This window comes from Streptomyces sp. NPDC005811 (genome assembly GCF_040630405.1).
Taxonomy (GTDB): Bacteria; Actinomycetota; Actinomycetes; order Streptomycetales; family Streptomycetaceae; genus Streptomyces.
The window spans coordinates 1-23,828 of sequence record NZ_JBEXXK010000061.1; the positions used below are offsets into that span (position 1 = coordinate 1).

At 72.9% G+C, this 23,828-nt stretch carries 19 protein-coding genes and 1 rRNA gene; 13 read left to right on the plus strand and 7 right to left on the minus strand.

What is annotated here, in order from left to right; all coding sequences use genetic code 11:
* Both rrf and ABZ490_RS43015 read left to right on the plus strand, forming a co-directional pair.
* Window positions 1-91 (plus strand): 5S ribosomal RNA (gene rrf / locus ABZ490_RS43010); the annotation flags it as partial.
* A 1,283-nt stretch (window positions 92-1,374) separates the two neighbouring features.
* Window positions 1,375-2,211, plus strand: a complete 837-nt coding sequence (locus tag ABZ490_RS43015) for a hypothetical protein (protein ID WP_359003357.1) — start codon at window positions 1,375-1,377, stop codon at window positions 2,209-2,211.
* Window positions 2,212-2,280: 69 nt separating this feature from the next.
* Here the strand turns inward: ABZ490_RS43015 and ABZ490_RS43020 are convergent, their stop codons facing one another.
* The 3 genes from ABZ490_RS43020 to ABZ490_RS43030 all read right to left on the minus strand — a co-directional run bounded on the left by ABZ490_RS43020 (window position 2,281) and on the right by ABZ490_RS43030 (window position 5,250).
* Window positions 2,281-3,426, minus strand: coding sequence for a DUF6596 domain-containing protein (locus ABZ490_RS43020; RefSeq protein WP_359003244.1), 1,146 nt, complete (start codon window positions 3,424-3,426; stop codon window positions 2,281-2,283).
* Window positions 3,426-3,839 carry a YciI family protein gene (locus ABZ490_RS43025; protein WP_359003246.1) on the minus strand — a complete coding sequence of 138 codons (414 nt, stop codon included), beginning with the start codon at window positions 3,837-3,839 and terminating at the stop codon, window positions 3,426-3,428. Before ABZ490_RS43025 ends, ABZ490_RS43020 begins: the two co-directional genes overlap by 1 nt.
* A gap of 127 nt (window positions 3,840-3,966) precedes the next feature.
* A complete protein-coding gene (locus ABZ490_RS43030; protein ID WP_359003248.1) occupies window positions 3,967-5,250 on the minus strand; it encodes a DUF1015 domain-containing protein in 1,284 nt (427 codons plus the stop codon).
* Window positions 5,251-5,323: 73 nt separating this feature from the next.
* Between ABZ490_RS43030 and ABZ490_RS43035 the strand changes: the two genes are divergently transcribed.
* Genes ABZ490_RS43035 through ABZ490_RS43050 form a run of 4 tightly spaced genes read left to right on the plus strand, consistent with a single transcriptional unit; the run spans window position 5,324 to window position 9,364 of the window.
* Window positions 5,324-6,352 carry an HAD hydrolase-like protein gene (locus tag ABZ490_RS43035; RefSeq protein ID WP_359003250.1) on the plus strand — a complete coding sequence of 343 codons (1,029 nt, stop codon included), beginning with the start codon at window positions 5,324-5,326 and terminating at the stop codon, window positions 6,350-6,352.
* 56 nt (window positions 6,353-6,408) lie between these two features.
* Complete coding sequence (locus ABZ490_RS43040) at window positions 6,409-7,452, plus strand: iron chelate uptake ABC transporter family permease subunit (protein WP_359003252.1); 1,044 nt, start codon at window positions 6,409-6,411, stop codon at window positions 7,450-7,452.
* An 11-nt stretch (window positions 7,453-7,463) separates the two neighbouring features.
* Window positions 7,464-8,525 (plus strand): iron chelate uptake ABC transporter family permease subunit, encoded by a 1,062-nt coding sequence (locus ABZ490_RS43045; protein ID WP_359003253.1) that lies wholly within the window; start codon window positions 7,464-7,466, stop codon window positions 8,523-8,525.
* Window positions 8,522-9,364, plus strand: coding sequence for an ABC transporter ATP-binding protein (locus tag ABZ490_RS43050; RefSeq protein ID WP_359003256.1), 843 nt, complete (start codon window positions 8,522-8,524; stop codon window positions 9,362-9,364). The genes ABZ490_RS43045 and ABZ490_RS43050 overlap by 4 nt, the downstream gene beginning before the upstream one ends.
* Here ABZ490_RS43050 and ABZ490_RS43055 read toward each other — a convergent pair.
* Window positions 9,348-9,695, minus strand: coding sequence for an SCP2 sterol-binding domain-containing protein (locus tag ABZ490_RS43055; RefSeq protein WP_359003258.1), 348 nt, complete (start codon window positions 9,693-9,695; stop codon window positions 9,348-9,350). The two genes, ABZ490_RS43050 and ABZ490_RS43055, sit on opposite strands and share 17 nt — an antisense overlap.
* Window positions 9,696-9,737: 42 nt before the next feature.
* Between ABZ490_RS43055 and ABZ490_RS43060 the strand changes: the two genes are divergently transcribed.
* From ABZ490_RS43060 to ABZ490_RS43080, 5 genes are all read left to right on the plus strand, one after another.
* Window positions 9,738-10,022 (plus strand): hypothetical protein, encoded by a 285-nt coding sequence (locus tag ABZ490_RS43060; RefSeq protein WP_359003260.1) that lies wholly within the window; start codon window positions 9,738-9,740, stop codon window positions 10,020-10,022.
* A gap of 7 nt (window positions 10,023-10,029) precedes the next feature.
* On the plus strand, window positions 10,030-10,845 hold the full coding sequence (locus ABZ490_RS43065) for a TlyA family RNA methyltransferase (RefSeq protein ID WP_359003262.1): 816 nt from the start codon (window positions 10,030-10,032) through the stop codon (window positions 10,843-10,845).
* Window positions 10,842-11,747: an NAD kinase gene (locus tag ABZ490_RS43070; RefSeq protein WP_359003264.1), complete on the plus strand. Its 906-nt coding sequence runs from the start codon at window positions 10,842-10,844 to the stop codon at window positions 11,745-11,747. Before ABZ490_RS43065 ends, ABZ490_RS43070 begins: the two co-directional genes overlap by 4 nt.
* 154 nt (window positions 11,748-11,901) lie before the next feature.
* Complete coding sequence (recN, locus tag ABZ490_RS43075) at window positions 11,902-13,632, plus strand: DNA repair protein RecN (protein ID WP_359003266.1); 1,731 nt, start codon at window positions 11,902-11,904, stop codon at window positions 13,630-13,632.
* Window positions 13,633-13,838: 206 nt separating this feature from the next.
* On the plus strand, window positions 13,839-14,966 hold the full coding sequence (locus ABZ490_RS43080; protein ID WP_359003268.1) for a glycosyltransferase family 4 protein: 1,128 nt from the start codon (window positions 13,839-13,841) through the stop codon (window positions 14,964-14,966).
* A gap of 168 nt (window positions 14,967-15,134) precedes the next feature.
* Here the strand turns inward: ABZ490_RS43080 and ABZ490_RS43085 are convergent, their stop codons facing one another.
* The 3 genes from ABZ490_RS43085 to ABZ490_RS43095 all read right to left on the minus strand — a co-directional run bounded on the left by ABZ490_RS43085 (window position 15,135) and on the right by ABZ490_RS43095 (window position 20,101).
* Window positions 15,135-16,781 carry a PucR family transcriptional regulator gene (locus ABZ490_RS43085; RefSeq protein ID WP_359003270.1) on the minus strand — a complete coding sequence of 549 codons (1,647 nt, stop codon included), beginning with the start codon at window positions 16,779-16,781 and terminating at the stop codon, window positions 15,135-15,137.
* A gap of 50 nt (window positions 16,782-16,831) precedes the next feature.
* Entirely contained in the window at window positions 16,832-18,214 is a 1,383-nt protein-coding gene (locus ABZ490_RS43090) for an FAD-binding oxidoreductase (protein ID WP_359003272.1), read from the minus strand.
* An 84-nt stretch (window positions 18,215-18,298) separates the two neighbouring features.
* Entirely contained in the window at window positions 18,299-20,101 is a 1,803-nt protein-coding gene (locus tag ABZ490_RS43095) for a glycoside hydrolase family 15 protein (protein WP_359003359.1), read from the minus strand.
* A gap of 494 nt (window positions 20,102-20,595) precedes the next feature.
* Here ABZ490_RS43095 and ABZ490_RS43100 point away from each other — a divergent pair, with 494 nt between their 5' ends.
* Window positions 20,596-22,245 (plus strand): CTP synthase, encoded by a 1,650-nt coding sequence (locus tag ABZ490_RS43100; RefSeq protein WP_359003274.1) that lies wholly within the window; start codon window positions 20,596-20,598, stop codon window positions 22,243-22,245.
* Between the two features lie 87 nt (window positions 22,246-22,332).
* Window positions 22,333-22,959, plus strand: a complete 627-nt coding sequence (locus tag ABZ490_RS43105; RefSeq protein WP_359003276.1) for an NUDIX hydrolase — start codon at window positions 22,333-22,335, stop codon at window positions 22,957-22,959.
* The last annotated feature ends 869 nt before the right edge of the window (window positions 22,960-23,828 follow it).

Sequence of the window (23,828 nt, forward strand, 5' to 3'; positions counted from 1 at the left end):
GCCCGGTTACATTCCGAACCCGGAAGCTAAGCCTCACAGCGCCGATGGTACTGCAGGGGGGACCCTGTGGGAGAGTAGGACACCGCCGAACAATCTTTGGGAAGGACCCCTGGTCCCCAGCGTTCAGCTGGGACCAGGGGTCCTTTCGTTTTTACAATGCTTGTGTACCGAAGACAGGAGTCACCGATGTCCACCAACTCTCCCGACGACCGACCGGAGCGCGAGCAGCGGCGACGGGACGGTGGGGATCGCGGCGATCGTGGCGGCTACCGAGGAGACCGTGACCGTGGCGATCGCGGGGGTTTCCGCCGCGACGACCGTGGTGAGCGCGGTAGTCACGGCCGGCGTGACGACAACCGCGGTGGTGGACACGACCGTCGGGACGACCGCGGCGACCGCGGCGACCGTGGCGGGTTCCGCCGCGACGACCGACGTGACGACCGGCGCGACGACAACCGGGGTGGTGGGTACGGCCGTCGGGACGACCGGCGTGACGACCGCCGCGAGGGCGATCGTGGCCCCCGTCCCGCGTTCCAGCGCGACGACCGCGGCCCGCGTCGGGACGACCGGGACCGCGGGTTCCGGCGTGACGACCGGCGTGACGACCGTGGTGACCGTCCGGCCTTCCGGCGCGACGACAACCGCGGTGGGTTCGGCGACCGGGACCGGGACCGTGACCGGGGTGGCTACGGGCGCCGTGACGACCGTCGGGACGACCGGCGCGGCGACGACCGCGGTGAGCGCGGGGGCTTCCGGCGCGATGACCGGCGTGACGACCGTGGTGACCGTCCGGCCTTCCGCCGCGACGACAACCGCGGTGGGTTCCGTCGGGACGACCGGCGCGATGACCGCCGTGACGAGCGGCGTGACGATCGCGGCGGCGATCGCGGGGGCTACCGCGGTGACCGCCCGGCCTTCCGGCGTGACGACCGTCGGGACGACCGCGGTGACCGGGGTGGGTTCCGCCGCGATGACCGCCGCGATGACCGCCGGGACGACCGGCGCGATGACCGGCGCGATGACCGCCGGGACGACCGGCGCGATGACCGCCGTGGTGACGACCGTGGCGGCTTCCGGCGTGACGACCGTGGTGACCGTCCGGCCTTCCGCCGCGACGACCGCCGCGACGACCGCCGCGACGACCGCCGTGACGATCGTCGTGACGACCGCCGCGACGACCGTGGCGGCTACCGAGGTGACCGAGGTGACCGCGGCGACCGTCCGGCCTTCCGGCGTGACGACCGAGGTGGGCGGCCCGGTGGCTTCCGGGGCCGTGACGACCGTCGGGACGACCGGCGCGGCGACGACCGGCGCGGTGGCGGTCGGTTCCGTGACGAGCGCGACCGGGACCGGGACCGTGAGCCGATCAAGCGGCTGCCCATCCCGGCGGACGTCACCGGCGAGGAGATCGACAAGGACGTACGGCAGGAGCTCCAGAGCCTGCCCAAGACGCTCGCCGACGACGTCGCCCGCAACCTGGTGATGGTCGCTCGGCTGATCGACGAGGACCCCGAGGGTGCCTACGGGTACTCCAAGGTGGCGCTGCGGCTCGCGTCGCGGGTCGCCGCCGTGCGGGAGGCGGCCGGGTTCGCGGCGTACGCGAACCAGAAGTACAGCGAGGCGCTCGCCGAGTTCCGGGCGGCGCGGCGGATGACCGGGTCGGTGGAGCTGTGGCCCGTCATGGCCGACTGCGAGCGTGGGCTCGGGCGGCCGGAGAAGGCGCTGGACATGGCCGGTGCCCCCGAGGTGCACAAGCTCGACAAGGCCGGCCAGGTCGAGATGCGGCTCGTGGCGGCCGGTGCCCGGCGTGACATGGGGCAGCTGGACGCGGCCATCGTGACGCTCCAGAGCCCCGAGCTCGCCTCCCACTCCGTACAGCCGTGGACCGCGCGGCTGCGGTACGCCTACGCCGACGCGCTGCTGGCCGTCGGCCGTGAGGGCGAGGCGCGGGAGTGGTTCGCGAAGGCCGTCGAGGCGGACCGGGACGGCAGCACGGACGCCTCCGACCGGCTCGCCGAGCTCGACGGGGTGGACTTCGTCGACGCCCTCGACGAGGGCGAGGGCGAGTCCGAGGAGACCGAGGAGGTCGAGACCGGTGCCGAGGCATCGGCCGAGGTGTCGAGTGACGACCTGGTCGACGACCTCGACGAGGACAGCGGCAACGACAAGGACGACGACAAGGACGACGACAAGGACGACGACAAGGGCTGAGTCCGTCGTGTGAGTGCGCGAGCGGAAGGGGCAGGTTCCACCAGGAACCAGCCCCTTCCGCGTTTCGGATCAGTTGTTCTCGCGAGTGTTGAGCCGGGCGGCCTGGCGGTTCAGGTGGTCGCGTTCGGCGAGGTTGGGCGCCTTGTGGGCGGCCTCGGCGTACAGGCGGGCCGCCGTCGTCAGGTCGCCGTCGCGCTCGTGGAGGTGGGCCGCGACGGCGGTGTGGCGGGGCAGCGAGTCGTCCAGGGCCGCGAGGGCCGCCAGGCCGGCGCGGGGGCCGTCGGCCTCGCCGACCGCGACCGCCCGGTTGAGACGGACGACCGGGCTGTCGGTCAGCCGGGTGAGTTCGTCGTACCACTCGACGATCTGGACCCAGTCGGTCTCCTCGGCGGTGGGCGCGTCGGCGTGCAGCGCAGCGATGGCGGCCTGGGCCTGGAACTCGCCCAGCAGGTCGCGGGAGAGGGCTGTCTGCAGGATCCGGACGCCCTCGGCGATCGACCGGGTGTCCCAGCGGCCGCGGTCCTGCTCGGCGAGCGGGACGAGGCTGCCGTCGGGTGCGGTCCGGGTGGCGCGCCGGGCGTGGTGGATCAGCATGAGGGCGAGCAGCCCGGACACCTCGGGGTGGTCGATCGCGGCCGCGAGCTGCCGGGTGAGGCGGATGGCCTCGGTGGCGAGGTCGACGTCGCCGGAGTAGCCCTCGTTGAACACCAGGTAGAGGACGCGCAGCACGGTGGCGACATCGCCGGGCCGGTCGAGGCGGACGCCCGAGACGGTGCGTTTGGCGCGGCTGATCCGCTGGGCCATGGTCGCCTCGGGCACGAGGTAGGCCTGGGCGATCTGGCGGGTGGTGAGGCCGCCGACGGCGCGCAGGGTGAGGGCGACGGCGGACGACGGGGTGAGTGACGGGTGCGCGCAGAGAAAGTACAGCTGGAGCGTGTCGTCCGCCGAGGGCGCGGGGCCGGGCGCCGGCTCCTCGTCGACGCGGTCCTCGCGGCGGCGCCGGGAGGCGTCCGCGCGGGTGGCGTCGAGGAAGCGGCGCCAGGCGACGGTGACGAGCCAGCCCTTGGGGTCGCGGGGCGGGTCCGCGGGCCAGACGCGGACTGCCTCGACCAGCGCGTCCTGGACGGCGTCCTCGGCTGCCGCGAAGTCGGCTCCGCGGCGGACGAGGACGGCGAGGACGTTCGGGGTGAGGCTCCTCAGGAGGGCCTCGTCCATCAATGGCATTCCGTGATGGTGGGCGCCGCGGTGAGGAAGGGGCGCACCTCGAGCCACTCGTGGATCGGCTTGCCGCCCGCGCCGGGGGCGGCGGACAGTTCCCCGGCCAGTTCGACGGCGCGCTCGGGGCTGTCGACGTCGATGATCATCCAGCCGGCGATGAGGTCCTTGGTCTCGGGGAACGGGCCGTCGGTGACCGGCGGGCGGCCCTCGCCGTCGTAGCGGACCCACTGCCCCTCGGGGGCGAGCGCCTGGCCGTCGACGAACTCGCCGGTCTTCTCGAGGCCGGCCGCGAAGTCGTTCATGTACTGGATGTGCGCCGAGATCTCCTCCGGGGTCCACCGGTCCATCGGCACGTTGTTCACCGGGTCCGGGGCGCCTCGGTAGTGCTTCAGCAGCAGGTACTTGGCCATGGTGTGTCTCCTCGGTGCTGTGCGACCCATTCTTGTCGCGTTCACAGCGGGGACGGAGCCCGACGCGGGTTCTCGACATCGTCCGCGACGTTTTTCCGGAGTTTTTTGTGGTCCGTTCCCGGGGGCCTCAGACGTCCAGGGCCCGCAGGACGAGACCGGAGGCCGGTTTGGGGCCGAACGACGTCGATTTGCGGGGCATGGTGACGCCCTGGCGGGCGAGGTCGCGGACGACCTCCTCGCGTACGGGGTGGAGGAGGACCGCCGTGGCACCGGCGCGTTCCGCCTTGCGGACGGTGGCGGCGGTGTCGTGGATGTAGGCGATGCGTGCCGGGTCGTCCTCGGGGATGTGCCAGACGTGGGCGAGGAGCGCGGCGTGCAGGACGGTCGCGTCCAGGGTGCGCCAGGCCTGCGGGCGGTCCTGGGGGACCGTGCGGGCGAGGAGGGCGGGGTCCGGGCGGTCCAGGAGGTGGAAGGTGCCGTCGCCGGCCAGCAGGAACGCGTTTCCGGCGCAGGCCGCGTCCGCCAGCGCTTCGAGGGCCTCGGGGAGCGGGACCCGCAGATGCCGGACCCGGAACAGGTCCTGTACGGCGGTGAGGGCGTCGGTGACCGGCAGGCCGTGCAGGAGGCGGTGGATGGCGCGGACGCGCAGGGGGTAGCGGGCGGTGTCGACCAGGAGGACCAGGCCGTGGTCCCAGGGGCTGGGGGAGGAGTGGGCGGCGCGCAGCCTGCGGTAGGTGGCCCAGCGGTGGTGGCCGTCGGCGATCAGGGCCTGGTGGTGGGCGAGATCGGCCCGGACGAGGGCCTGGTCGGCGGGGTCGGTGATCGCCCAGAGGCGGTGGTGGTAGCCGTCCTCGGTGGTGGTGGAGAGGAGCGGGGGGCGCTCGGCGGTGCGGTCCACGATCTCGGCCGCCGTGCCGTTGCCGCGGTAGGTGAGGAGCAGGGGCTCCAGGTTGGCGTAGGTGGCGCGCATGAGGGCCGCGCGCTCCGCCACGACGGGCTCTATGACGTCCTCGTGGGGGAGGACGATTCCCTCCGCCGGGTCGGAGACGCGCAGGGTGCCGATGAGACCGCGCTGGAGCATGCCGTCGGTGTGCCGCTGCTCGTAGACGTACAGGGCGGGTTCGGGGTCGGCGGTCAGGACGCCCTCGGCGAGCCAGCGGCGCAGGGCGTCGGCGGCCTGTTCGTTGCGGGCGCTGGGCGTGGTCGCCTGGGGGAGGATCAGCCGGACGATGTTGTAGGGGTCGGCGTCCTGGAGTTGGTGCAGGCCGTCGGGGCGGACGACGACGTCGTACGGCGGGGAGGTGACGGCGGCGAGGCTGCCGACCCGGTCGGGGTCGTAGCGCAGGCCTCGGAACGGGGTGAGTTCCAGGCCTCGGGGCGCCGTTGCTTCCGAGTGACCTGCAGTGTTCATCCCGGCATCGTACGTGTGTCGGTGGCGTGCGGGATGATCGAGGGAAAGCGGATCGAACGAGGAGCGATGCGGAATGAGCCGGAGCGTCAGGACGAGGCCCGAGGGCAGTGGGCAGGCCCTGAGCGAGGCGTACGACACGGCGCTGCTCGATCTGGACGGGGTGGTGTACGCGGGCGGGGCGGCGATCGTGCACGCCGTCGAGTCGCTGGCCGCCGCCCAGGCGGGCGGGATGCGGCTCGCGTACGTCACCAACAACGCGCTGCGGACGCCGGACACGGTGGCCGGGCATCTGACCGAGCTGGGGATCCCGACGGGGGCCGAGGAGGTCATCACCTCGGCCCAGGCGGTGGCGCGGCTGATCAGTGAGCAGGTGCCGGCGGGGGCGCGGGTGCTGGTGATCGGCGGGGAGGGGCTGCGGGTCGCGCTGCGGGAGCGGGGGCTGGTGCCGGTGGAGTCCGCGGACGACGATCCGGTGGCCGTGGTGCAGGGGTACGGCGGGCCGGATCTGCCGTGGGGCCGGTTCGCGGAGGCGTCGTACGCCGTGGCGCGCGGGGTGCCGTGGTTCGCGTCGAACACCGATCTGACGATTCCGAGCGGGCGGGGGATCGCGCCGGGGAACGGGGCGGCGGTGCAGGTGGTGCGGATAGCGACCGGTGCCGAACCGCAGGTCGCGGGCAAGCCGCTGCCCCCGATGCACCGGGAGACGATTCTGCGGACGGGTGCCGAGCGGCCGTTGGTGGTCGGGGACCGGCTGGACACCGACATCGAGGGGGCGTTCAACGGGGAGGTGGACTCGCTGCTCGTCCTGACCGGGGTCACCGACGGGGCGCAGCTGCTGGCGGCGCCGCCGCAGCACCGGCCGACGTTCGTGGACGCCGATCTGCGCGGGCTGCTCACCGGGCAGCCGGAGGTCACCCCGGCCGGGGACGGCTTCCGGTGCGGCGGGTGGACGGCGACCGCGGGGGAGGAGCGGCTGGAGCTGGACGGGGACGGCGCGGCGCTGGACGGGCTGCGGGCGCTGTGCGCGGCGGCCTGGACGGCCGCGGGGGAGGGGAGTTGTGCGCTGGACGGGGGGAAGGCGCTGGCGCGGCTGGGGTGGTGACCAGCCCTCCGGGCCGCTGAGGCGGGAGCTTTGGCAGGGTAGGCTAACCTAACCGCGTGTTGGTCGACAGTGTTCCCGAACAGCGCGCGGAGACCGCCCCCGCGCCCCCGACCCGCCGGGCGGTCCGTTCCGTCGGGCTGTTGCTCGCCGTGGCGGTCCTCGCCCTGGTGGCGGTGGCGAGCATCGCCGTCGGGGCGAAGGAGTTGTCCGTCGCCCAGGTGTGGCACGGACTGTTCGCGGACTCCGGGACGTACGCGGACGTCGTCGTCGACGAGCGGCTGTCGCGGACCGTGCTCGGGCTGCTGGTCGGTGCCGCGCTGGGGCTGTCCGGAGCGGTGCTCCAGGCCCTGACGCGCAATCCGCTGGCCGACCCCGGGCTGCTCGGGATCAATGCGGGAGCCTCGGCCGCCGTCGTCACCGCCATCACCTTCCTCGGGGTGACGAGCCTGACCGGCTATGTGTGGTTCGCGTTCCTCGGGGCGGCCGCGGTCGGGGCGCTGGTCTGGTTCCTCGGCGGGAGCCGGGGGGCCACACCCGTGCGGCTCGCGCTCGCCGGCACCGCGATCAGTGCCGCGCTGTACGGCTATCTCCAGGCCGTGATGATCATGGATGAGGCGGCGCTGGCCAGGATGCGGTTCTGGACGGTCGGTTCGCTGTCCTCGGCGACCGACGGGACGATCCGGCAGGTGCTGCCCTTCCTGGTGGCCGGCACGGTGCTCGCGCTGGCCCTGGCCCGGCCGCTGAACGCGGTGGAGATGGGCGACGACACCGCCCAGGCGCTCGGCGCGAACCTCAACCGCACCCGGGCGCTGGCCATGCTCGCCGCGACCGTGCTGTGCGGGGCCGCGACCGCGGCCTGCGGGCCGATCGTGTTCGTGGGGCTGATGGTCCCGCACATCGTCCGCTCCTTCACCGGCCCCGACCTGCGCTGGATCATGCCGTACGCGGCGATCCTGTCGCCGGTGCTGCTGCTCGGCTCCGATGTGATCGGCCGCGTCGTGGCCCGCCCCTCGGAGGTCCAGGTCGGCATCATCACCGCGATCATCGGCGGGCCGGTCTTCATCTTTCTCGTACGACGGCGGAGGACGGCCCAGCTGTGAGGACCGCGGAGATGACCGGGAAGACGGCGGACAGGACCAGGGGGACGCGTGCGCTGCGCACCCCGGGCGGGCTGTCGGTGCGGCTGGACGCGCGGGCCCTGGTGGTCGTGGTGCTGCTGCTGGCCGCCGCGTTCGCCGCGAGCGTGGTGCTGATCGGCACCGGAGACTTCCCCATCTCGTCCGGGGACGTCGTCAGGACGCTGTTCGGCGAGGGGAACCCGGGCCAGGAGCTCGTCGTCAACGAGCTGCGGCTGCCCCGCGTGCTGGTCGGACTGCTGGTCGGGGCCTCGCTGGGGCTCGGCGGGGCGCTGTTCCAGGCCGTGTCGCGCAATCCGCTGGGCAGCCCCGATGTGCTCGGCCTCGGGCAGGGGGCGACGGCCGGCGCGCTCGTGATGATCGTGCTGTTCTCCGGGACCACCACCCAGGTCACCGTCGGCGCGCTGGCCGGCGGGCTGGTGACCGGGGCCGCGATCTATCTGCTGGCGTGGAAGCGGGGTGTGCACGGCTACCGGCTGGTGCTCGTCGGCATCGGCGTGTCGGCCGTGGCGGCCGCGGTCAACGGCTATCTGATCACCAAGGCCGACTTCGTGGACGCGGCACGGGCCGTCGTCTGGATGACCGGGACCCTGGACGGGCGGGACTGGAAGCAGGTCTGGCCGCTGCTCGTCCTGGTCGGTGTGCTCGTCCCGCTCGTCCTCACCCACGCGCGCGGGCTGCGGATGATGGAGATGGGCGACGACGTCTCGCACGCGCTCGGGGTGCGGGTCGAACGTGTCCGGCTGGTGCTGATGGTGTCGGCCGTGCTGCTCACCGCCGCCGCCACCGCCGCCGCGGGACCGGTCGGCTTCGTCGCGCTCACCGCGCCGCAGCTCGCCCGGCGCCTCACCCGCTCGCCCGGCCCCAACCTCGTGGCCTCGCTGTGCATGGGCGCCGCCCTGCTGGTCACCGCCGACTGGGCCTCGCAGCGGCTGTTCGGCGACGGACAGCTGCCCGTGGGCGTGGTCACCGGGGTCCTCGGCGGTGTCTATCTGCTGTGGCTCCTCGTCACCGAGCGCAAGGCGGGCCGGATATGAACCAGAACAACCCAGGGAGCAGCGTGAACCGCCTGTCCGCCGAGAACGTCACCCTCGCCTACGACCAGCGGGTGATCGCCGAGGAGCTGTCGGTGGAGATCCCCGACCACTCCTTCACGGTGATCGTCGGCCCCAACGCGTGCGGCAAGTCCACCCTGCTGCGGGCCCTGTCGCGGATGCTCAAGCCGTCCCGGGGGCGGGTGCTGCTCGACGGGCAGGTCATCCAGTCGATGCCGGCGAAGAAGGTCGCGCGCACGCTGGGCCTGCTGCCGCAGTCGTCGATCGCGCCGGACGGGATCACCGTCGCCGACCTCGTCGGCCGCGGCCGCTACCCGCACCAGGGCATCCTGCGGCAGTGGTCGGCCGAGGACGAGCGGGTCGTCCAGGAGTCGATGACCCGGACCGGTGTGGCGGGACTCGCCGACCGGTACGTCGACGAGCTGTCCGGCGGCCAGCGCCAGCGCGTGTGGATCGCGATGGCCCTCGCCCAGCAGACCCCCCTGCTGCTGCTCGACGAGCCGACCACCTACCTCGACATCCAGCACCAGATCGACGTCCTCGACCTGTGCGCCGAACTCCACGAGGAACACGGCCGCACCCTCGTCGCCGTGCTGCACGACCTGAACCACGCGGCCCGGTACGCCACCCATCTGATCGCGCTGAAGGACGGCGAGGTCATCGCCCAGGGCGCGCCGGACGAGATCGTCACGGCCGCTCTGGTCGAGGAGGTCTTCGGGCTGCGCTGCCAGGTCATCGACGACCCGGAGACCGGCACGCCGCTGGTGGTGCCGGCGGCGCGGAAGGCCCGCACGCGCGTGGTGGCTACAGAAGCTTCCTGAGGACGAGCAGGTCGCGCACGCCCGCGTGCAGCTTCACCCGGCCCGAGCCCCAGGCCTTGGCGAAGTTCAGCCCGCCATCGACCAGGGCGACCAGGTCGTCCCCGGTCATGCTCAGCCGGATCTGGGCCTTCTCCCGCGGCGGGCCCTGCAGCGTGTCCTGGACCACGATCCGGCCGTCGGTCATACGGCCCACGAACGTGACGTCCAGGTCGGTGATCCAGCAGCTGACCGAACGGTCCAGCTCCGCGGCGGCGCGGGCGTCCCCTTCGGCGCGTTGCATGCTGTCCGAGAGCTTCTCGAGTGCGGCGCGGCACTCCTCGATCGTGGCCATCGCGATCGACGGTACCCCAGGGGTTCGGGGTAGCGTCTGGGCATGAGCGACACAGTGCCGGAGAACGAGGCCGAGGACGACCCCGCCGCGCCCGCCCCGCTGGCCGTCCCCCGCACTCCCACCGGCAACGCCGAGGTCGACGCCCAGCTGGACCGGCTGTCCGACGCCGACCACCTCGCCACCGACGGACACCTCGAGGTGTACGAGGATGTACACCGGGGGCTGCGCGACGCGCTCACCGCGCTCGACGCCCGCCCGGGACCTCCGGCGCCCTCACCCTCGTACGCACAGAGGGCGCCCTCACCCTCGTATGGCACTAGGAGCTGAACCGAACGTGGCAGGAGTCGCACGTCGCCGTCTGGACGCGGAGCTGGTCCGCCGCAAGCTCGCGCGCTCGCGGGAGCACGCCGGGCAGCTGATCGCCGCGGGGCGGGTCACCGTCGGCAAGACCGTCGCGACCAAGTCCGCCACCCAGGTGGAGACGGCCGCCGCGATCGTCGTCGCGGTGGCCGACGACGACCCCGACTACGTCTCCCGGGGCGGGCACAAGCTCGCCGGGGCGCTGGAGGTCTTCGTCCCGCAGGGGCTCGTCGTCGAGGGACGGCGGGCGCTGGACGCCGGGGCGTCCACCGGCGGGTTCACCGATGTGCTGCTGCGGGCCGGTGCCGCGCACGTCGTCGCCGTCGACGTCGGATACGGACAACTCGCCTGGTCTCTGCAGAGCGATGAACGCGTCACCGTCAAGGACCGTACGAACGTACGCGAGTTGACGCTTGAAGCGATCGATGGGAAGCCAGTGGATCTTGTCGTGGGGGACTTGTCCTTCATCCCGCTCGGGCTGGTGCTGCCGGCCCTGGAGCGGTGCACCGAGCCGGACGCGGATCTGGTGATGATGGTCAAGCCGCAGTTCGAGGTGGGGAAGGAACGGCTCGGCAGCGGGGGCGTCGTGCGCAGCCCGCAGCTGCGGGCCGAGGCGGTGCGCGGGGTCGCCGGCAAGGCGTGGGACCTCGGGCTCGGGGTGAAGGGTGTCACCGCCAGTCCACTGCCCGGGCCGTCGGGCAATGTCGAGTACTTTCTGTGGCTCCGGGCCGGGGCGCCTGCCCTGGACCCGGCCGACGTTGACCGTGCAGTTGCGGAGGGGCCGCGTTGACCGAGAACCGAACCCGTACTGTTTTCCTCCTCGCCCACACGGGCCGGCCCGCCGCCATCCGCAGCGCGGAACTGGTAGTGAAGGGGCTGCTGCGCGAGGGCATCGGGGTGCGCGTCCTGGAGTACGAGGCCTCCGACCTGCATGTGCCGGACGAGGTGGAACTGGTCGCCGAGGCCACTCCGGACTGCCTGGAGGGCTGCGAGCTCCTCATCGTCCTGGGCGGTGACGGGACGCTGCTGCGCGGCGCCGAGTTCGCGCGGGCGTCCGGGGTGCCGATGCTCGGCGTCAACCTCGGCAGTGTCGGGTTCCTCGCCGAGGCCGAGCGGGACGATCTCGACAAGGTCGTCGACCGGGTGGTCAGCAAGGCGTACGAGGTCGAGGAGCGGATGACCGTCGATGTCGTCGTGCACCGCAACGGGGACATCGTGCACACGGACTGGGCGCTGAACGAGGCGGCGGTGCAGAAGGCGGGCGCCGAGAAGCTGCTGGAAGTGGTGCTGGAGATCGACGGGCGGCCGGTGACGGGGTTCGGGTGCGACGGCATCGTGCTGTCCACGCCGACCGGGTCGACCGCGTACGCGTTCTCCGCGGGCGGGCCCGTGGTGTGGCCCGAGGTCGAGGCGCTGCTGATGGTGCCGATCAGCGCGCACGCGCTGTTCGCCAAGCCGCTGGTGACCTCGCCGAACTCCGTGCTGGCCGTGGAGCTGCTGCCGCACATTCCGCCGGGGGTGCTGTGGTGTGACGGGCGGCGGACGTTCGACCTGCCGCCGGGGGCTCGGGTGGAGGTGCGGCGGGGGGCTGTGCCGGTGCGGTTGGCGCGACTGCATCACGCTTCGTTCACGGATCGGCTGGTGGCGAAGTTCGCTCTGCCCGTTTCCGGGTGGCGGGGAGCTCGGCATTAGCGGTCTGTAGGGGGTGGCGGGGGCTCGTCGGCGGCTGCGGGTTCGTCGTGGCTTGTCGCGCAGTTCCCCGCGCCCCCAAAAAAACCAACCTCCACTCGCTCGGGTGACCAGGGTGCCTCGCACTCTTCGGGTCGGACCTCGTAAGGTCTTCTCCGTGTTGGAGGAGATGCGGATACGGTCGCTCGGAGTCATCGACGACGCGGTCGTCGAGTTGTCGCCCGGGTTCACCGCCGTCACCGGTGAGACGGGTGCGGGCAAGACCATGGTGGTCACCAGCCTCGGGCTGCTGCTGGGCGGGCGCGCCGATGCCGCGCTCGTGCGGATCGGCGCCGAGCGGGCGGTGGTCGAGGGGCGCATCGCCGTGCCCTCGGGCGCCCCGGTGGTCGTACGGGCCGAGGAGGCCGGGGCCGAGCTCGACGACGGTGCGCTGCTCATCAGCCGTACCGTTTCCGCCGAGGGGCGGTCGCGGGCGCACGTCGGCGGGCGCAGTGTGCCGGTGGGCGTGCTGGCCGAGCTGGCCGACGAGCTGGTGGCCGTGCACGGGCAGACCGACCAGCAGGGGCTGCTGAAGCTGTCCCGGCAGCGGCAGGCGCTCGACCGGTACGCCGGGGACGCCGTCGCCGTGCCGCTCGCCAAGTACACCGAGGCCTATCGGCGGCTGCGGTCCGTCGCCGTCGAGCTGGACGAGATCGTCACCCGGGCGCGTGAGCGGGCCCAGGAGGCCGACATGCTGCGCTACGGCCTCGACGAGGTGTCCGGTGTCGAACCGCGCGCCGGCGAGGACGTGGAGCTCGCCGAGGAGGCCGAGCGGCTGGGGCACGCCGAGGCGCTGTCCTCGGCCGCCACGGCCGCGCACGCCGCGGTCGCGGGCAATCCGGAGGATCCCGAGGGCATCGACGCCGCGACCCTGGTCGCGGGCGCCCAGCGGGCCCTGGAGGCCGTGCGGTCCTACGACCCGAGGCTCGCCGCGCTCGCCGACCGGATCGGGGAGATCGGCATCCTGCTCGGTGACGTGGCCGGGGAGCTCGCGGGATACGCCGACGACCTCGACGCCGACCCGCTGCGCCTCGCGGCCGTCGAGGAGCGGCGGGCCGCGCTCACCGCGCTGACCCGCAAGTACGGGCCGGACGTGAACGCGGTGCTGGCGTGGGCCGAGCAGAGCGCCTCCCGGCTGACCGAGCTGGACGGCGACGACGAGCGGATCGACGAGCTGACCGCCGAGCGGGACGCCCTGCGGGCCGAACTGGGCGGCCTGGCGCAGGCGCTCACCGATGCGCGGACCGAGGCCGCCGAGACGTTCGCGGCGGCCGTGACGGCGGAGCTGGCGTCGCTCGCGATGCCGCACGCGCGCGTGTCGTTCGCGATCCGGCAGACCGAGGACCCGGAGGGCGTCGAGGTCGGCGGGCGGGCGGTCGCCTACGGGCCGTCCGGTGCCGACGAGGTCGAGCTGCTGCTCGCCCCGCACCCGGGCGCCCCGCCCCGGCCCATCGCCAAGGGCGCCTCGGGCGGTGAGCTGTCACGCGTGATGCTCGCCGTGGAGGTCGTGTTCGCGGGGACCGACCCCGTGCCGACGTACCTCTTCGACGAGGTCGACGCGGGCGTCGGCGGCAAGGCGGCGGTCGAGATCGGGCGGCGGCTCGCCAAGCTCGCGAAGTCCGCCCAGGTGGTCGTCGTGACCCACCTTCCGCAGGTCGCCGCGTTCGCCGACCGGCAGCTGCTGGTCGAGAAGACCAACGACGGGACGGTCACCCGGTCCGGTGTGAAGGTCCTGGAGGGCGAGGAGCGGATCCGGGAGCTGTCCCGGATGCTCGCCGGGCAGGAGGACTCGGAGACGGCCCGGGCGCACGCGGAGGAACTGCTCGCGACGGCCCGCGCGGACGGGTAGGGAGGCGACCCGGGGGGCGTCATCGACGTAATCGAACGCATCCCTGGGTTTCTTCGCTCGTGTGGGTGACTTGTGCGGCCGTGTCGCCGGGGGTCCCGCGGCCGGGCGGCACGGAACACCCGTACGTGCTGGCATCCTTGGGCTCGGTACGTGGAGGAAGCCGTTCCTTCGTGACCGTCCTACGCCGAACCAGGAGCCCCGGCCACGTGAGCAGCCACTCACCGCACGGCCAGTCGCCGCTGCGCACCGTGCAGGTGCTGGGCGGCGGCAACGCCGGCAGCAGCGCACATGTGCGCTCCCTGGCCGCGGGGCTCGTCGCGCGGGGCGTGCGGGTGACGGTGTGCGCCCCGTCCGAGGCCGAGCGCCTCTACGACTTCACGGGCGCCGGCGCCGCACACGTGCAGGTGCCGCGCAGCAGCGACCCGGCATCCGTGGCGGCGCTGCGGGCGGCCTGCGCGGACGCCGACGTGGTCCACGCGCACGGGCTGCACGCCTCCTTCCGCGCCGTCCTGGCACTCGGCGGGCGCCCCACCCCGCTCGTCGTCACCTGGCACAGCCGGGCCCGCGCCGAGGGAGCCCGCGCGCATCTGCTGCGGCTGCTGGAACGACGGGTCGCGAGAGCGGCCGCCGTGGTCCTGGGCACCACCTCCGACCTGGTCGACCGGGCCCGCCGCACCGGCGCCAGGGACGCCCGGCTCGCCGCTGTGGCGCTGCCCGGGCCCGGCGCGGCCGAGGTGCCCGGGGACTACGAGGAACCGCACTCCAAGGTGCGGGCCGAACTCGGCGCGATCGGCCGCCCGTTGCTGATGGCCGTCGGCTCGCTGGACCGGCACCGGGGCTACGACCTGCTGCTGGACGCCACGCACGCGTGGTGCCGGCTGGATCCCGTGCCGCTGGTCGTCATCGCCGGGGAGGGCCCGCTGCGGCCGGAGCTCCAGCAGCGGATCGAGACCGAGGAACTGCCGGTCAGGCTGCTCGGGCGGCGGGAGGACGTCGGCGCGCTGCTCGCCGCCGCCGACCTCGCGCTGCTGCCGGGCGGCGAGGAGGCCCGCTCGGTCCTGGCCCAGGAGGCCCTCCACGCGCGGGTGCCGCTCGTCGCCGCGCGGGCCGGCGGGATCCGCGAACTCGTCGGCGAGGCCGCCGTACTCGTCCCGCCCGATGACGCACCGGCCTTCGCCGAGGCTGTCGCCCGGCTGCTCGACGACCCCGACCGGTACGAGCGGCTGCGGGACCTCGGGACCCGTCAGGCGGCCACCTGGCCCACCGAGGACGAGACCGTCGCACAGGTCCTGAGCGTCTACGACGAGCTGACGCAGCCTCTGCCGATGATCTGACGCTAGGCCGTGTCCGCAAAGTCCCGTCGTCCGCCCGGAGGGCGGGCCCTGCGGAGTCGTGGGGCCCCGCCCGCGCGAGCGCAGCCGAGCGTGGTGGAGCGTGCCGGGCGTCGCGGGGCTGGGGGTACCCCGGTACCCCCTCGGGGGGAGGGACTTTGCGGACACGGCCTAGGGCAGATGCCGGCGGGCGCGCAGGGCCAGGCTGAGGGCCAGGACCGTCTGCGGGTCGTCCAGGTCGGTGCCCAGCAGCTCGCCGATGCGGGCGAGGCGGTTGTAGAGCGTCTGGCGGTTGAGGTGCAGCTCGCGGGCGGTCTCCGCCTTGCGGCCCGCGTGGGCCAGATACGTCTCCAGCGTGGGCAGCAGCGGCGGCCTGGACCGCACGTCGTGGTCGCGGACCGGGCCGATCGCGCGGTCCACGAAGGCCGCCAGGTCCGGGTGCTCCCGCAGCCGCCACAGCAGCAGGTCGATGTCGAGGCGGCGGGCGTCGTACCAGGGCCGGTCCGACAGTCCCTGGGCGGCGGTCGCCGTCTCCGCCGCGTGCCTGAGGCCCGCCGAGGCCGCCGCCCAGCCGCCCGCGACCCCGACCACCACGATCGGCGGCGGGGCGCCCGGCCGCTGCATCCCGGCCCGTTCCACCCCGGCCCGCAGCGCCGCCGCGACCCGGTCCGCGACCGCCGACCGCTCGGACTCCGACCGCAGCCCCACCAGCAGCGGCACCCGGCCCTCCACCGGCCGCACGCCCAGCAGCACCGGCACGCCCACCGACGCCAGCTCCTCGGCGACCGCCCGGGCCAGCACCGCCCAGCCCCCGCCGGGGGAGAGCGCGTCGCCCAGCCGCATCACGACCGGCAGCAGCGGCCCCGCGCCGGGCTTGAAGCCCAGCACCCGGGCCTGCGCCGGAGCGTCCTCCGCCGTGATCCGGCCCTCGGCGAGATCGGTCAGGAAGTCGCCCCGGCCCCGCGCCGCCAGTTCCTCCTCCTGGCGGGCCTGCATCAGCACCACGGCCAGGATCCCCGCCGCCCGCTCCGCCGCCATCCGGTGCACCGGGGCGAGCGGGCCGCGCACGGGCAGCAGCACGAGCCGGGCGCGCACCGAACCCGCCCCCGGCCCGCCCCCGGGCACATCCACGAGCACCGACCCGGCGGGCGGCGGCGCGTCCTTGCGCGGGCCGCGCAGCCCCTCCCACACCTGGAGCGGATCCGCCCCCTCCGGTCCCTCCCCGGCGGCGTACAGCAGCTGCCCGTCCGTCGTCTCCAGGAACACCGGGTTGCCGCCGAAGTCGGCCAGAATGCCGAGCACCTGCGGGATCCCGCCGCCGCCCAGCAGCGCCTCGGTACAGCGGCGGTGCACCTCCTCCGCGCGCTGGAGCAGGGCGTAGTGACCGTTGACGATCTCGGTGTGGATCTCCTCCGTCACCGTCACGAACGGCACCTCGCGGTGCAGCTGCACCAGGGGCAGGCCGTTCGCCCGCGCCGTCTCCACCAGGGTCGCGGGCAGCCGGGTGAAGCGCGGGCCCAGCTCGATCACCAGGGCCGCGATGCCCCGCTCGGCCAGGGTGCGCACGAACGCCCGCTGCTCGGCCGGCCGGGTGCCGAGGCCGTATCCCGTGGTCAGCAGCAGCTCGCCGCCCTTGAGCAGCGAGGCGATGTGCGGGACCTCGCCGGCGTGCACCCAGCGCACGGTCCGCCCCAGCCGGTCCGCGCCCGCGAGGATCTCGGGCAGCCCGCTGCGCAGGCCGGGCAGTTCCAGCGCCCGCCGCACGGTGATGCCGGCGTCCTGGCTGTCGGGTCGGTGGTGGTCGGTACGGCTGTCCATGTAGCGGACGCTACCTGCGCACACGCCCCGACAGACAGCCGAGCGGCCGGTCAGGCGGGCTTGATGTTGTGGTTGAAGCGGAAGACGTTGTCGGGGTCGTAGTGCCGTTTGACGTCCGCGAGGCGCCGCGCGTTCTCCGCGCCGAGTCCGGCGACGACCCGGTCGGCGCCCTCGTCGCCGATGAAGTTGAGGTAGACGTCCCCGGTGCTCCAGGGGCGGACACGGGCGCGTACGTCGCGCACCCACTGGACACTGCGCTCGTCGTCGGCCGCGTCCTCCCAGATCCCGAACGGGTGCACGGCCCAGGGCGCGTCCCGGTACGGCACCGGGTACTCGTGCGGCCCGGCCGCGATGGCGCCGCCCTGCGGCCACAGCAGATGCTGGGTGCCCGTCGGGACGGGCATGGCCTCGGCGAGAGCGCAGTAGGCGTCCACGAAGTCGTCGGGCGCCCCGGTCAGATACTCCGCCGACCAGTAGTTCCGCATCCCGGGCGGATCGTCGATCATGCACTGGACGTCCGCGTACGGCATCGGCCCGACGATCTCCGTCTCGTGCGGCAGCGCCAGCAGCGGCTGGGCCAGCTTGCGCATGCCCTCCTCGGCGCCGGCGTACGTCAGCAGCAGCCCGCACACGCGCGTGCCGACCAGATGGGGCGGTACGAACTCCTCGGGCGGGCCGGTGAAGAAGAGGACCGCGCCGCTCGCCTCGTCGGGGGCCGTCTCGATCACGTCGCGGTAGGTGCGGACGACCTCGGGGCCGTACTCCGGGAGGTACAGCACCAGCGCGATGGAGAACTCGGGCAGCTCGTACAGCTTGAGCGTGAGCGCGGTGGCGACGCCGAAGTTGCCGCCGCCGCCGTGCAGGGCCCAGAACAGGTCCGGGTGCTCGTCGGCGTCGGCGTGGACCCGCTCGCCGTCGGCGGTGACCAGGTCCACGCCGAGCAGGTTGTCGACCGCGAGGCCGCAGCAGCGGTCCAGCCAGCCGGTGCCGCCGCCGAGGACATAGCCGCCGACGCCGGTGGTGGAGGCCCGGCCGCCGGTCGTGGCGAGGTCGAAGGGCTGGCAGGCGCGGTCCAGGTCGCTCATGGTGGCGCCGCCCGCGACCCGTACGGCCCGGGCCGCGGGATCGACGGTGACGGCCCGCAGGTGCCGCAGATCCACCACCACGGCGCCGTCGCCCAGCGCCTGGCCCGCGACGCTGTGCCCGCCCCCGCGCACCGCGATCCTCAGGTCCAGGTCACGGGCGAAGCGGACCGTCCGCACGACGTCCGCCTCGTCCACACACTGCGCGATCACCGCCGGACGCCGGTCGACCATCGCGTTGAAGACCGTGCGGGCCTCGTCGTAGCCCACGTCGTCCGGGGCGAACACGTCGCCCGACAGTTCCTCGCGCAGCACGGCCAGCGCCGCGCCCGCCTTCGACGGGGAGGCCATGGGGCGCCCCCTTCCGTGCAGGGGCAGTATGACCTTCCCAGACTAGGCGCGCGCGGCGCGGCCTTCCTGTTCAGCGGTGGGGCGTCAGCCCCCGTAGGCCCCCGAGGCCGTCAGCCTCAGGGCCGTGTCGATCAGCGGGACATGGCTGAAGGCCTGGGGGAAGTTGCCGACCTGGCGCTGGAGACGGGGGTCCCATTCCTCGGCGAGCAGGCCGAGGTCGTTGCGCAGGGAGAGCAGCTTCTCGAAGAGCTTGCGGGCCTCGTCGACGCGCCCGATCATCGCCAGGTCGTCGGCCATCCAGAACGAGCAGGCGAGGAAGGCGCCCTCGTCGCCGGGGAGGCCGTCGACGCCCTCGTCGCCGCCCGAGGTGGGGTAGCGCAGGATGAAGCCGTCCGGGGTGGACAGCTCCCGCTGGATCGCCTCGATGGTGCCGATGACCCGCTTGTCGTCGGGCGGCAGGAAGCCCATCTGGGGGATCAGCAGCAGCGACGCGTCCAGCTCCCTGGAGCCGTACGACTGCGTGAACGTGTTGCGTTCCTTGTCGTAGCCCTTCTCGCACACGTCCCGGTGGATGTCGTCGCGCAGCTCGCGCCACCGCTCCAGCGGGCCGTCGGCGTCGCCGGACTCGATGAGCTTGATGGTGCGGTCCACGGCGACCCAGGCCATGACCTTGGAGTGCACGAAGTGGCGGCGCGGGCCGCGCACCTCCCAGATGCCCTCGTCGGGCGTGTCCCAGTGCTTCTCCAGGTAGCGGATCAGCTTGAGCTGGAGCAGGGAGGCGTAGTCGTTGCGGGCGAGGCCCGTCATGTGGCCGAGGTGCAGGGCCTCGGTGACCTCGCCGTAGACGTCGAGCTGGAGCTGGTGCGCCGCGCCGTTGCCGACCCGGACCGGGGCGGAGTTCTCGTAGCCCGGCAGCCAGTCCAGCTCGGCCTCGCCCAGCTCGCGCTCTCCCGCGATGCCGTACATGATCTGGAGGTTCTCGGGGTCGCCGGCGACCGCGCGCAGCAGCCACTCGCGCCAGGCGCGGGCCTCCTCGCGGTAGCCGGTGCGCAGCAGCGAGGAGAGGGTGATCGCCGCGTCGCGCAGCCAGGTGTAGCGGTAGTCCCAGTTGCGGACGCCGCCGATGTCCTCGGGCAGGGAGGTGGTCGGGGCCGCGACGATGCCGCCGGTGGGGGCGTAGGTGAGGGCCTTGAGGGTGATCAGCGAGCGGATCACCGCCTCGCGGTAGGGGCCGTGGTAGGTGCAGTGCTCCACCCACTCGCGCCAGAACTCCTCCGTCGCCTCCAGCGACTGCTCCGGCTCCGGCAGCGCGGGCGGCTGCTTGTGCGAGGGCTCCCAGGAGATCGTGAACGCGATGCGGTCACCGGGGGCGACGGTGAAGTCCGCGTACGTGGTCAGCGACTTCCCGTAGGTCTCGGCGGTGGTGTCGAACCACACCGAGTCCGGGCCCGCCACGGCGACCGTACGGCCGTCGTGCTTGTGCACCCAGGGGACGACCCGGCCGTAGGAGAAGCGCATGCGCAGGGTGGAGCGCATCGGGACGCGGCCCGTGACGCCCTCGACGATACGGATGAGCTGGGGCGCACCGTCGCGAGGCGGCATGAAGTCGGTGATCCGGACCGTGCCGCGCGGGGTGTCCCACTCGGACTCCAGGATCAGCGAGTCGCCGCGGTAGGTGCGCCGGGCGGCCGTGGGCGGCCGGGTGTCGGAGGCGTGGGCGGGGCCCAGGCGCCAGAATCCGTGTTCCTCCGTGCCGAGCAGACCTGCGAAGATCGCGTGCGAGTCGAAGCGGGGCAGGCACAGCCAGTCCACTGTCCCGTCACGGCAGACCAGGGCAGCGGTCTGCATGTCTCCGATGAGTGCGTAGTCTTCGATGCGCCCGGCCACGTGCAACTCCAGTCGAACGGCCACGTCACCCCCACGCGAACGGGGGCTGTCGCTTATTTGCGGTCAAGGGGTCGTTGTAATGCGTCGTTGAGCGATGAAGCAAAGCAGTCGCTCCGCCGTATGGGCAAAACGCCAATTGTTGCTCAACGAACTGACGAGCTCTCGTTGTTCCGGTGGTTACGGGCTGGGGTGTGCCGTCTTGCCGGCCGGGCTCGGCAGCGAGTGTCCGAGCAGGATACGACGCACGTAGATGATCTGTGTGTCGCTCCGGGCAACGTGCGTACGCCGAACGGGTGAGCCACCGGTGAGAAGCCCGTAAGAAGCAGTCTGCCCGGCTCGCGCGAAGGGCGCGCGGGGTGTCGGCGCGTACGCGGAGCGTGGCCGGAAGCCATCCCGTCGAGGCGCTGATACCCTGGTAGCCCGTGGACCGGAGGGCTCGAAACCCCCGAACCGCAGCGACCCCAGACCGCGACCACGGGAGCCCCCTCTTGGCCATGCCGCCGAAATCCACGACGACCAAGCACATCTTCGTCACCGGGGGTGTCGCCTCCTCTCTCGGCAAGGGCCTGACCGCCTCCAGCCTGGGCATGCTGCTCAAGGCGCGCGGTCTGCGTGTCGTGATGCAGAAGCTCGACCCGTACCTGAACGTCGACCCGGGCACGATGAACCCCTTCCAGCACGGCGAGGTGTTCGTCACCAACGACGGCGCCGAGACCGACCTGGACATCGGCCACTACGAGCGCTTCCTCGACCGCGACCTCGACGGCTCGGCGAACGTCACCACCGGCCAGGTGTACTCCACCGTGATCGCCAAGGAGCGCCGCGGCGAGTACCTGGGCGACACCGTGCAGGTCATCCCGCACATCACCAACGAGATCAAGCACCGCATCCGCCGGATGGCGACCGACGAGGTCGACGTCGTGATCACCGAGGTCGGCGGCACGGTCGGCGACATCGAGTCGCTGCCGTTCCTGGAGACCGTCCGCCAGGTGCGGCACGAGGTCGGCCGGGACAACGTCTTCGTGGTGCACATCTCGCTCCTGCCGTACATCGGCCCGTCCGGCGAGCTGAAGACCAAGCCCACCCAGCACTCCGTGGCCGCCCTGCGCAACATCGGCATCCAGCCCGACGCGATCGTGCTGCGCTGCGACCGCGAGGTGCCGACCGCGATCAAGCGCAAGATCTCGCTGATGTGCGACGTCGACGAGGCGGCCGTCGTCGCCTGCCCCGACGCCCGCTCGATCTACGACATCCCGAAGACCGTGCACGGCGAGGGCCTGGACGCCTATGTCGTCCGCAAGCTGGACCTGCCGTTCCGCGACGTGGACTGGACGACCTGGGACGACCTGCTCGACCGCGTCCACAACCCCGACCACGAGATCACCCTCGCCCTGGTCGGCAAGTACATCGACCTGCCCGACGCCTATCTCTCGGTCACCGAGGCGCTGCGCGCCGGCGGCTTCGCCAACAAGGCCCGCGTGAAGATCAAGTGGGTCACCTCCGACGACTGCAAGACCCCGGCCGGCGCCAAGGCGCAGCTCGCCGACGTGGACGGCATCTGCATCCCCGGCGGCTTCGGCGACCGCGGTGTGCTCGGCAAGGTCGGCGCGATCCGCTACGCCCGCGAGAACAAGATCCCGCTGCTCGGTCTCTGCCTGGGCCTGCAGTGCATCGTGATCGAGGCGGCCCGCCACCTCGCCGACATCGGCGACGCGAACTCCACCGAGTTCGACGCGGCCACCGCGCACCCGGTCATCTCCACCATGGCCGAGCAGCTCGACATCGTGGCGGGCGAGGGCGACATGGGCGGAACGATGCGCCTGGGCATGTACCCGGCCAAGCTGGCCGAGGGCTCCATCGTCCGTGAGGTCTACGACGGCAAGGAGTACGTCGAGGAGCGGCACCGGCACCGCTACGAGGTGAACAACGCCTACCGCGCCGAGCTGGAGAAGAAGGCGGGCATCCTGTTCTCGGGCACCTCGCCGGACGGCAAGCTCGTCGAGTACGTCGAGTACCCGCGCGACGTCCACCCCTATCTGGTCGCCACCCAGGCCCACCCGGAGCTGCGCTCGCGGCCCACGCGCCCGCACCCGCTGTTCGCGGGCCTGGTGAAGGCTTCCGTCGAGCGGAAGAATTCCAAGTAACACACCTGCTTGTACGGTGGCCGGGGTGCTTCCCTTCAACGGAGAGCACCCCGGTTTTCGTTTGTGCACGTCGAAGGAGTACAGGGCATGACGATCAAGGACACCCCCGAGGCGTGGGAGATCCGCTCCACGGAGACTCCGTTCGTGGGCAACAAGACCTCCGTCCGCACGGACGAGGTGGTCATGCCCGACGGCGGTGTGGTCCGCCGCGACTACCAGGTCCACCCCGGTTCCGTGGCCGTCCTCGCCCTGGACCACGAGGACCGGGTGCTGCTGATCAAGCAGTACCGCCACCCCGTACGGCACAAGCTCTGGGAGATCCCGGCCGGCCTGCTCGACGTGCCCGGCGAGAACCCGCTGCACGCCGCGCAGCGGGAGCTGTACGAGGAGGCGCACGTCAAGGCCGAGGACTGGCGGGTGCTGACGGACGTGTACACGACTCCCGGTGGCTGCGACGAGTCCGTACGGATCTTCCTCGCCCGGGGGCTGTCCGAGGCCGAGGGGCAGCGTTTCGCGGTGGAGCACGAGGAGGCCGACATGGAGCACGCGCGCGTGCCGGTCGACGAGCTCGTGCGGGCGGTCCTCGCGGGCGACGTGCACAACAACTGCCTCGTGGTGGGCGTGCTGTCCTTCGTGGCCGCGCGCGGCGGGGACGGCCTCGACGCCCTGCGCCCCGCCGAGGCGCCCTGGCCGGCCCGCCCGTTCGAGGCCTGAACCACCAGACACACGGCGGAAAGCCGTCTCGCCGGCGGCCGGGACGGTCACACACAGGACGATGACCTTCGGCACACGGCCGGGGCTGTCTCGTACGCGGCCGGGGGTTGTCTCGTACGCGGCCGGAGCCGTCTCGCCTGCGGTGGGGGCCTTTTGGCATACGGCCGTGGGCCGCACCGCACGCGGCCGGAGTCGTCTCGCCTGCGGCCGGGGGTTGTCCCGCCCACAGCGGGGGCCTTCGGCGTACGGCCGTGAGCCGCACCGCACGCGGCCGTGGGTTGTCCCGCCCACGGCGAGAGCTATGGCGTACGGCCGGGGGTTGTCTCGTGCGTGGCCGGAGGCGTCCCGCACGTGGCCGGGAGCTGTTCTTGCAGGCGGCCGGGGTTGTTCTCGCCTGTGGCTGGGGGTTGTCTTGACTACGGCGGGGGGCTTTTGGCGTACGGCCGGGGGTTGTCTCGTGCGTGGCCGGAGGCGTCCCGCACGTGGCCGGGAGCCGCACCGCACGCGGCCGGAGTCGTCTCACCTGCGGCCGTGGGTTGTCCCGCCCACGGCGAGAGCTATGGCGCACGGCCGGGAGTTGTCTCGTGCGTGGCCGGGAGCTGTTCTTGCAGGCGGCCGGAGTCGTCTCGCCTGTGGCTGGGGGTTGTCTCGCCTACGGCGGGGGGCTCTGGGTGTACGGCCGGGAGTTCTCTCGTGCGTGGCCGGAGGCGTTCCGTGCGAGGCCGGAGGTGTTCCGCACGTGGCCGGGAATTGTCTTGTGCGTGGCCGGAGGTGCTTCGTGCACGGATGTGGTGTGACGATCGGCTGATCCGATCGGGGGAGCTCGGGGCGCTGCTCGCACTCCTGCGCCCGGAACGTCGCAGAGCGTG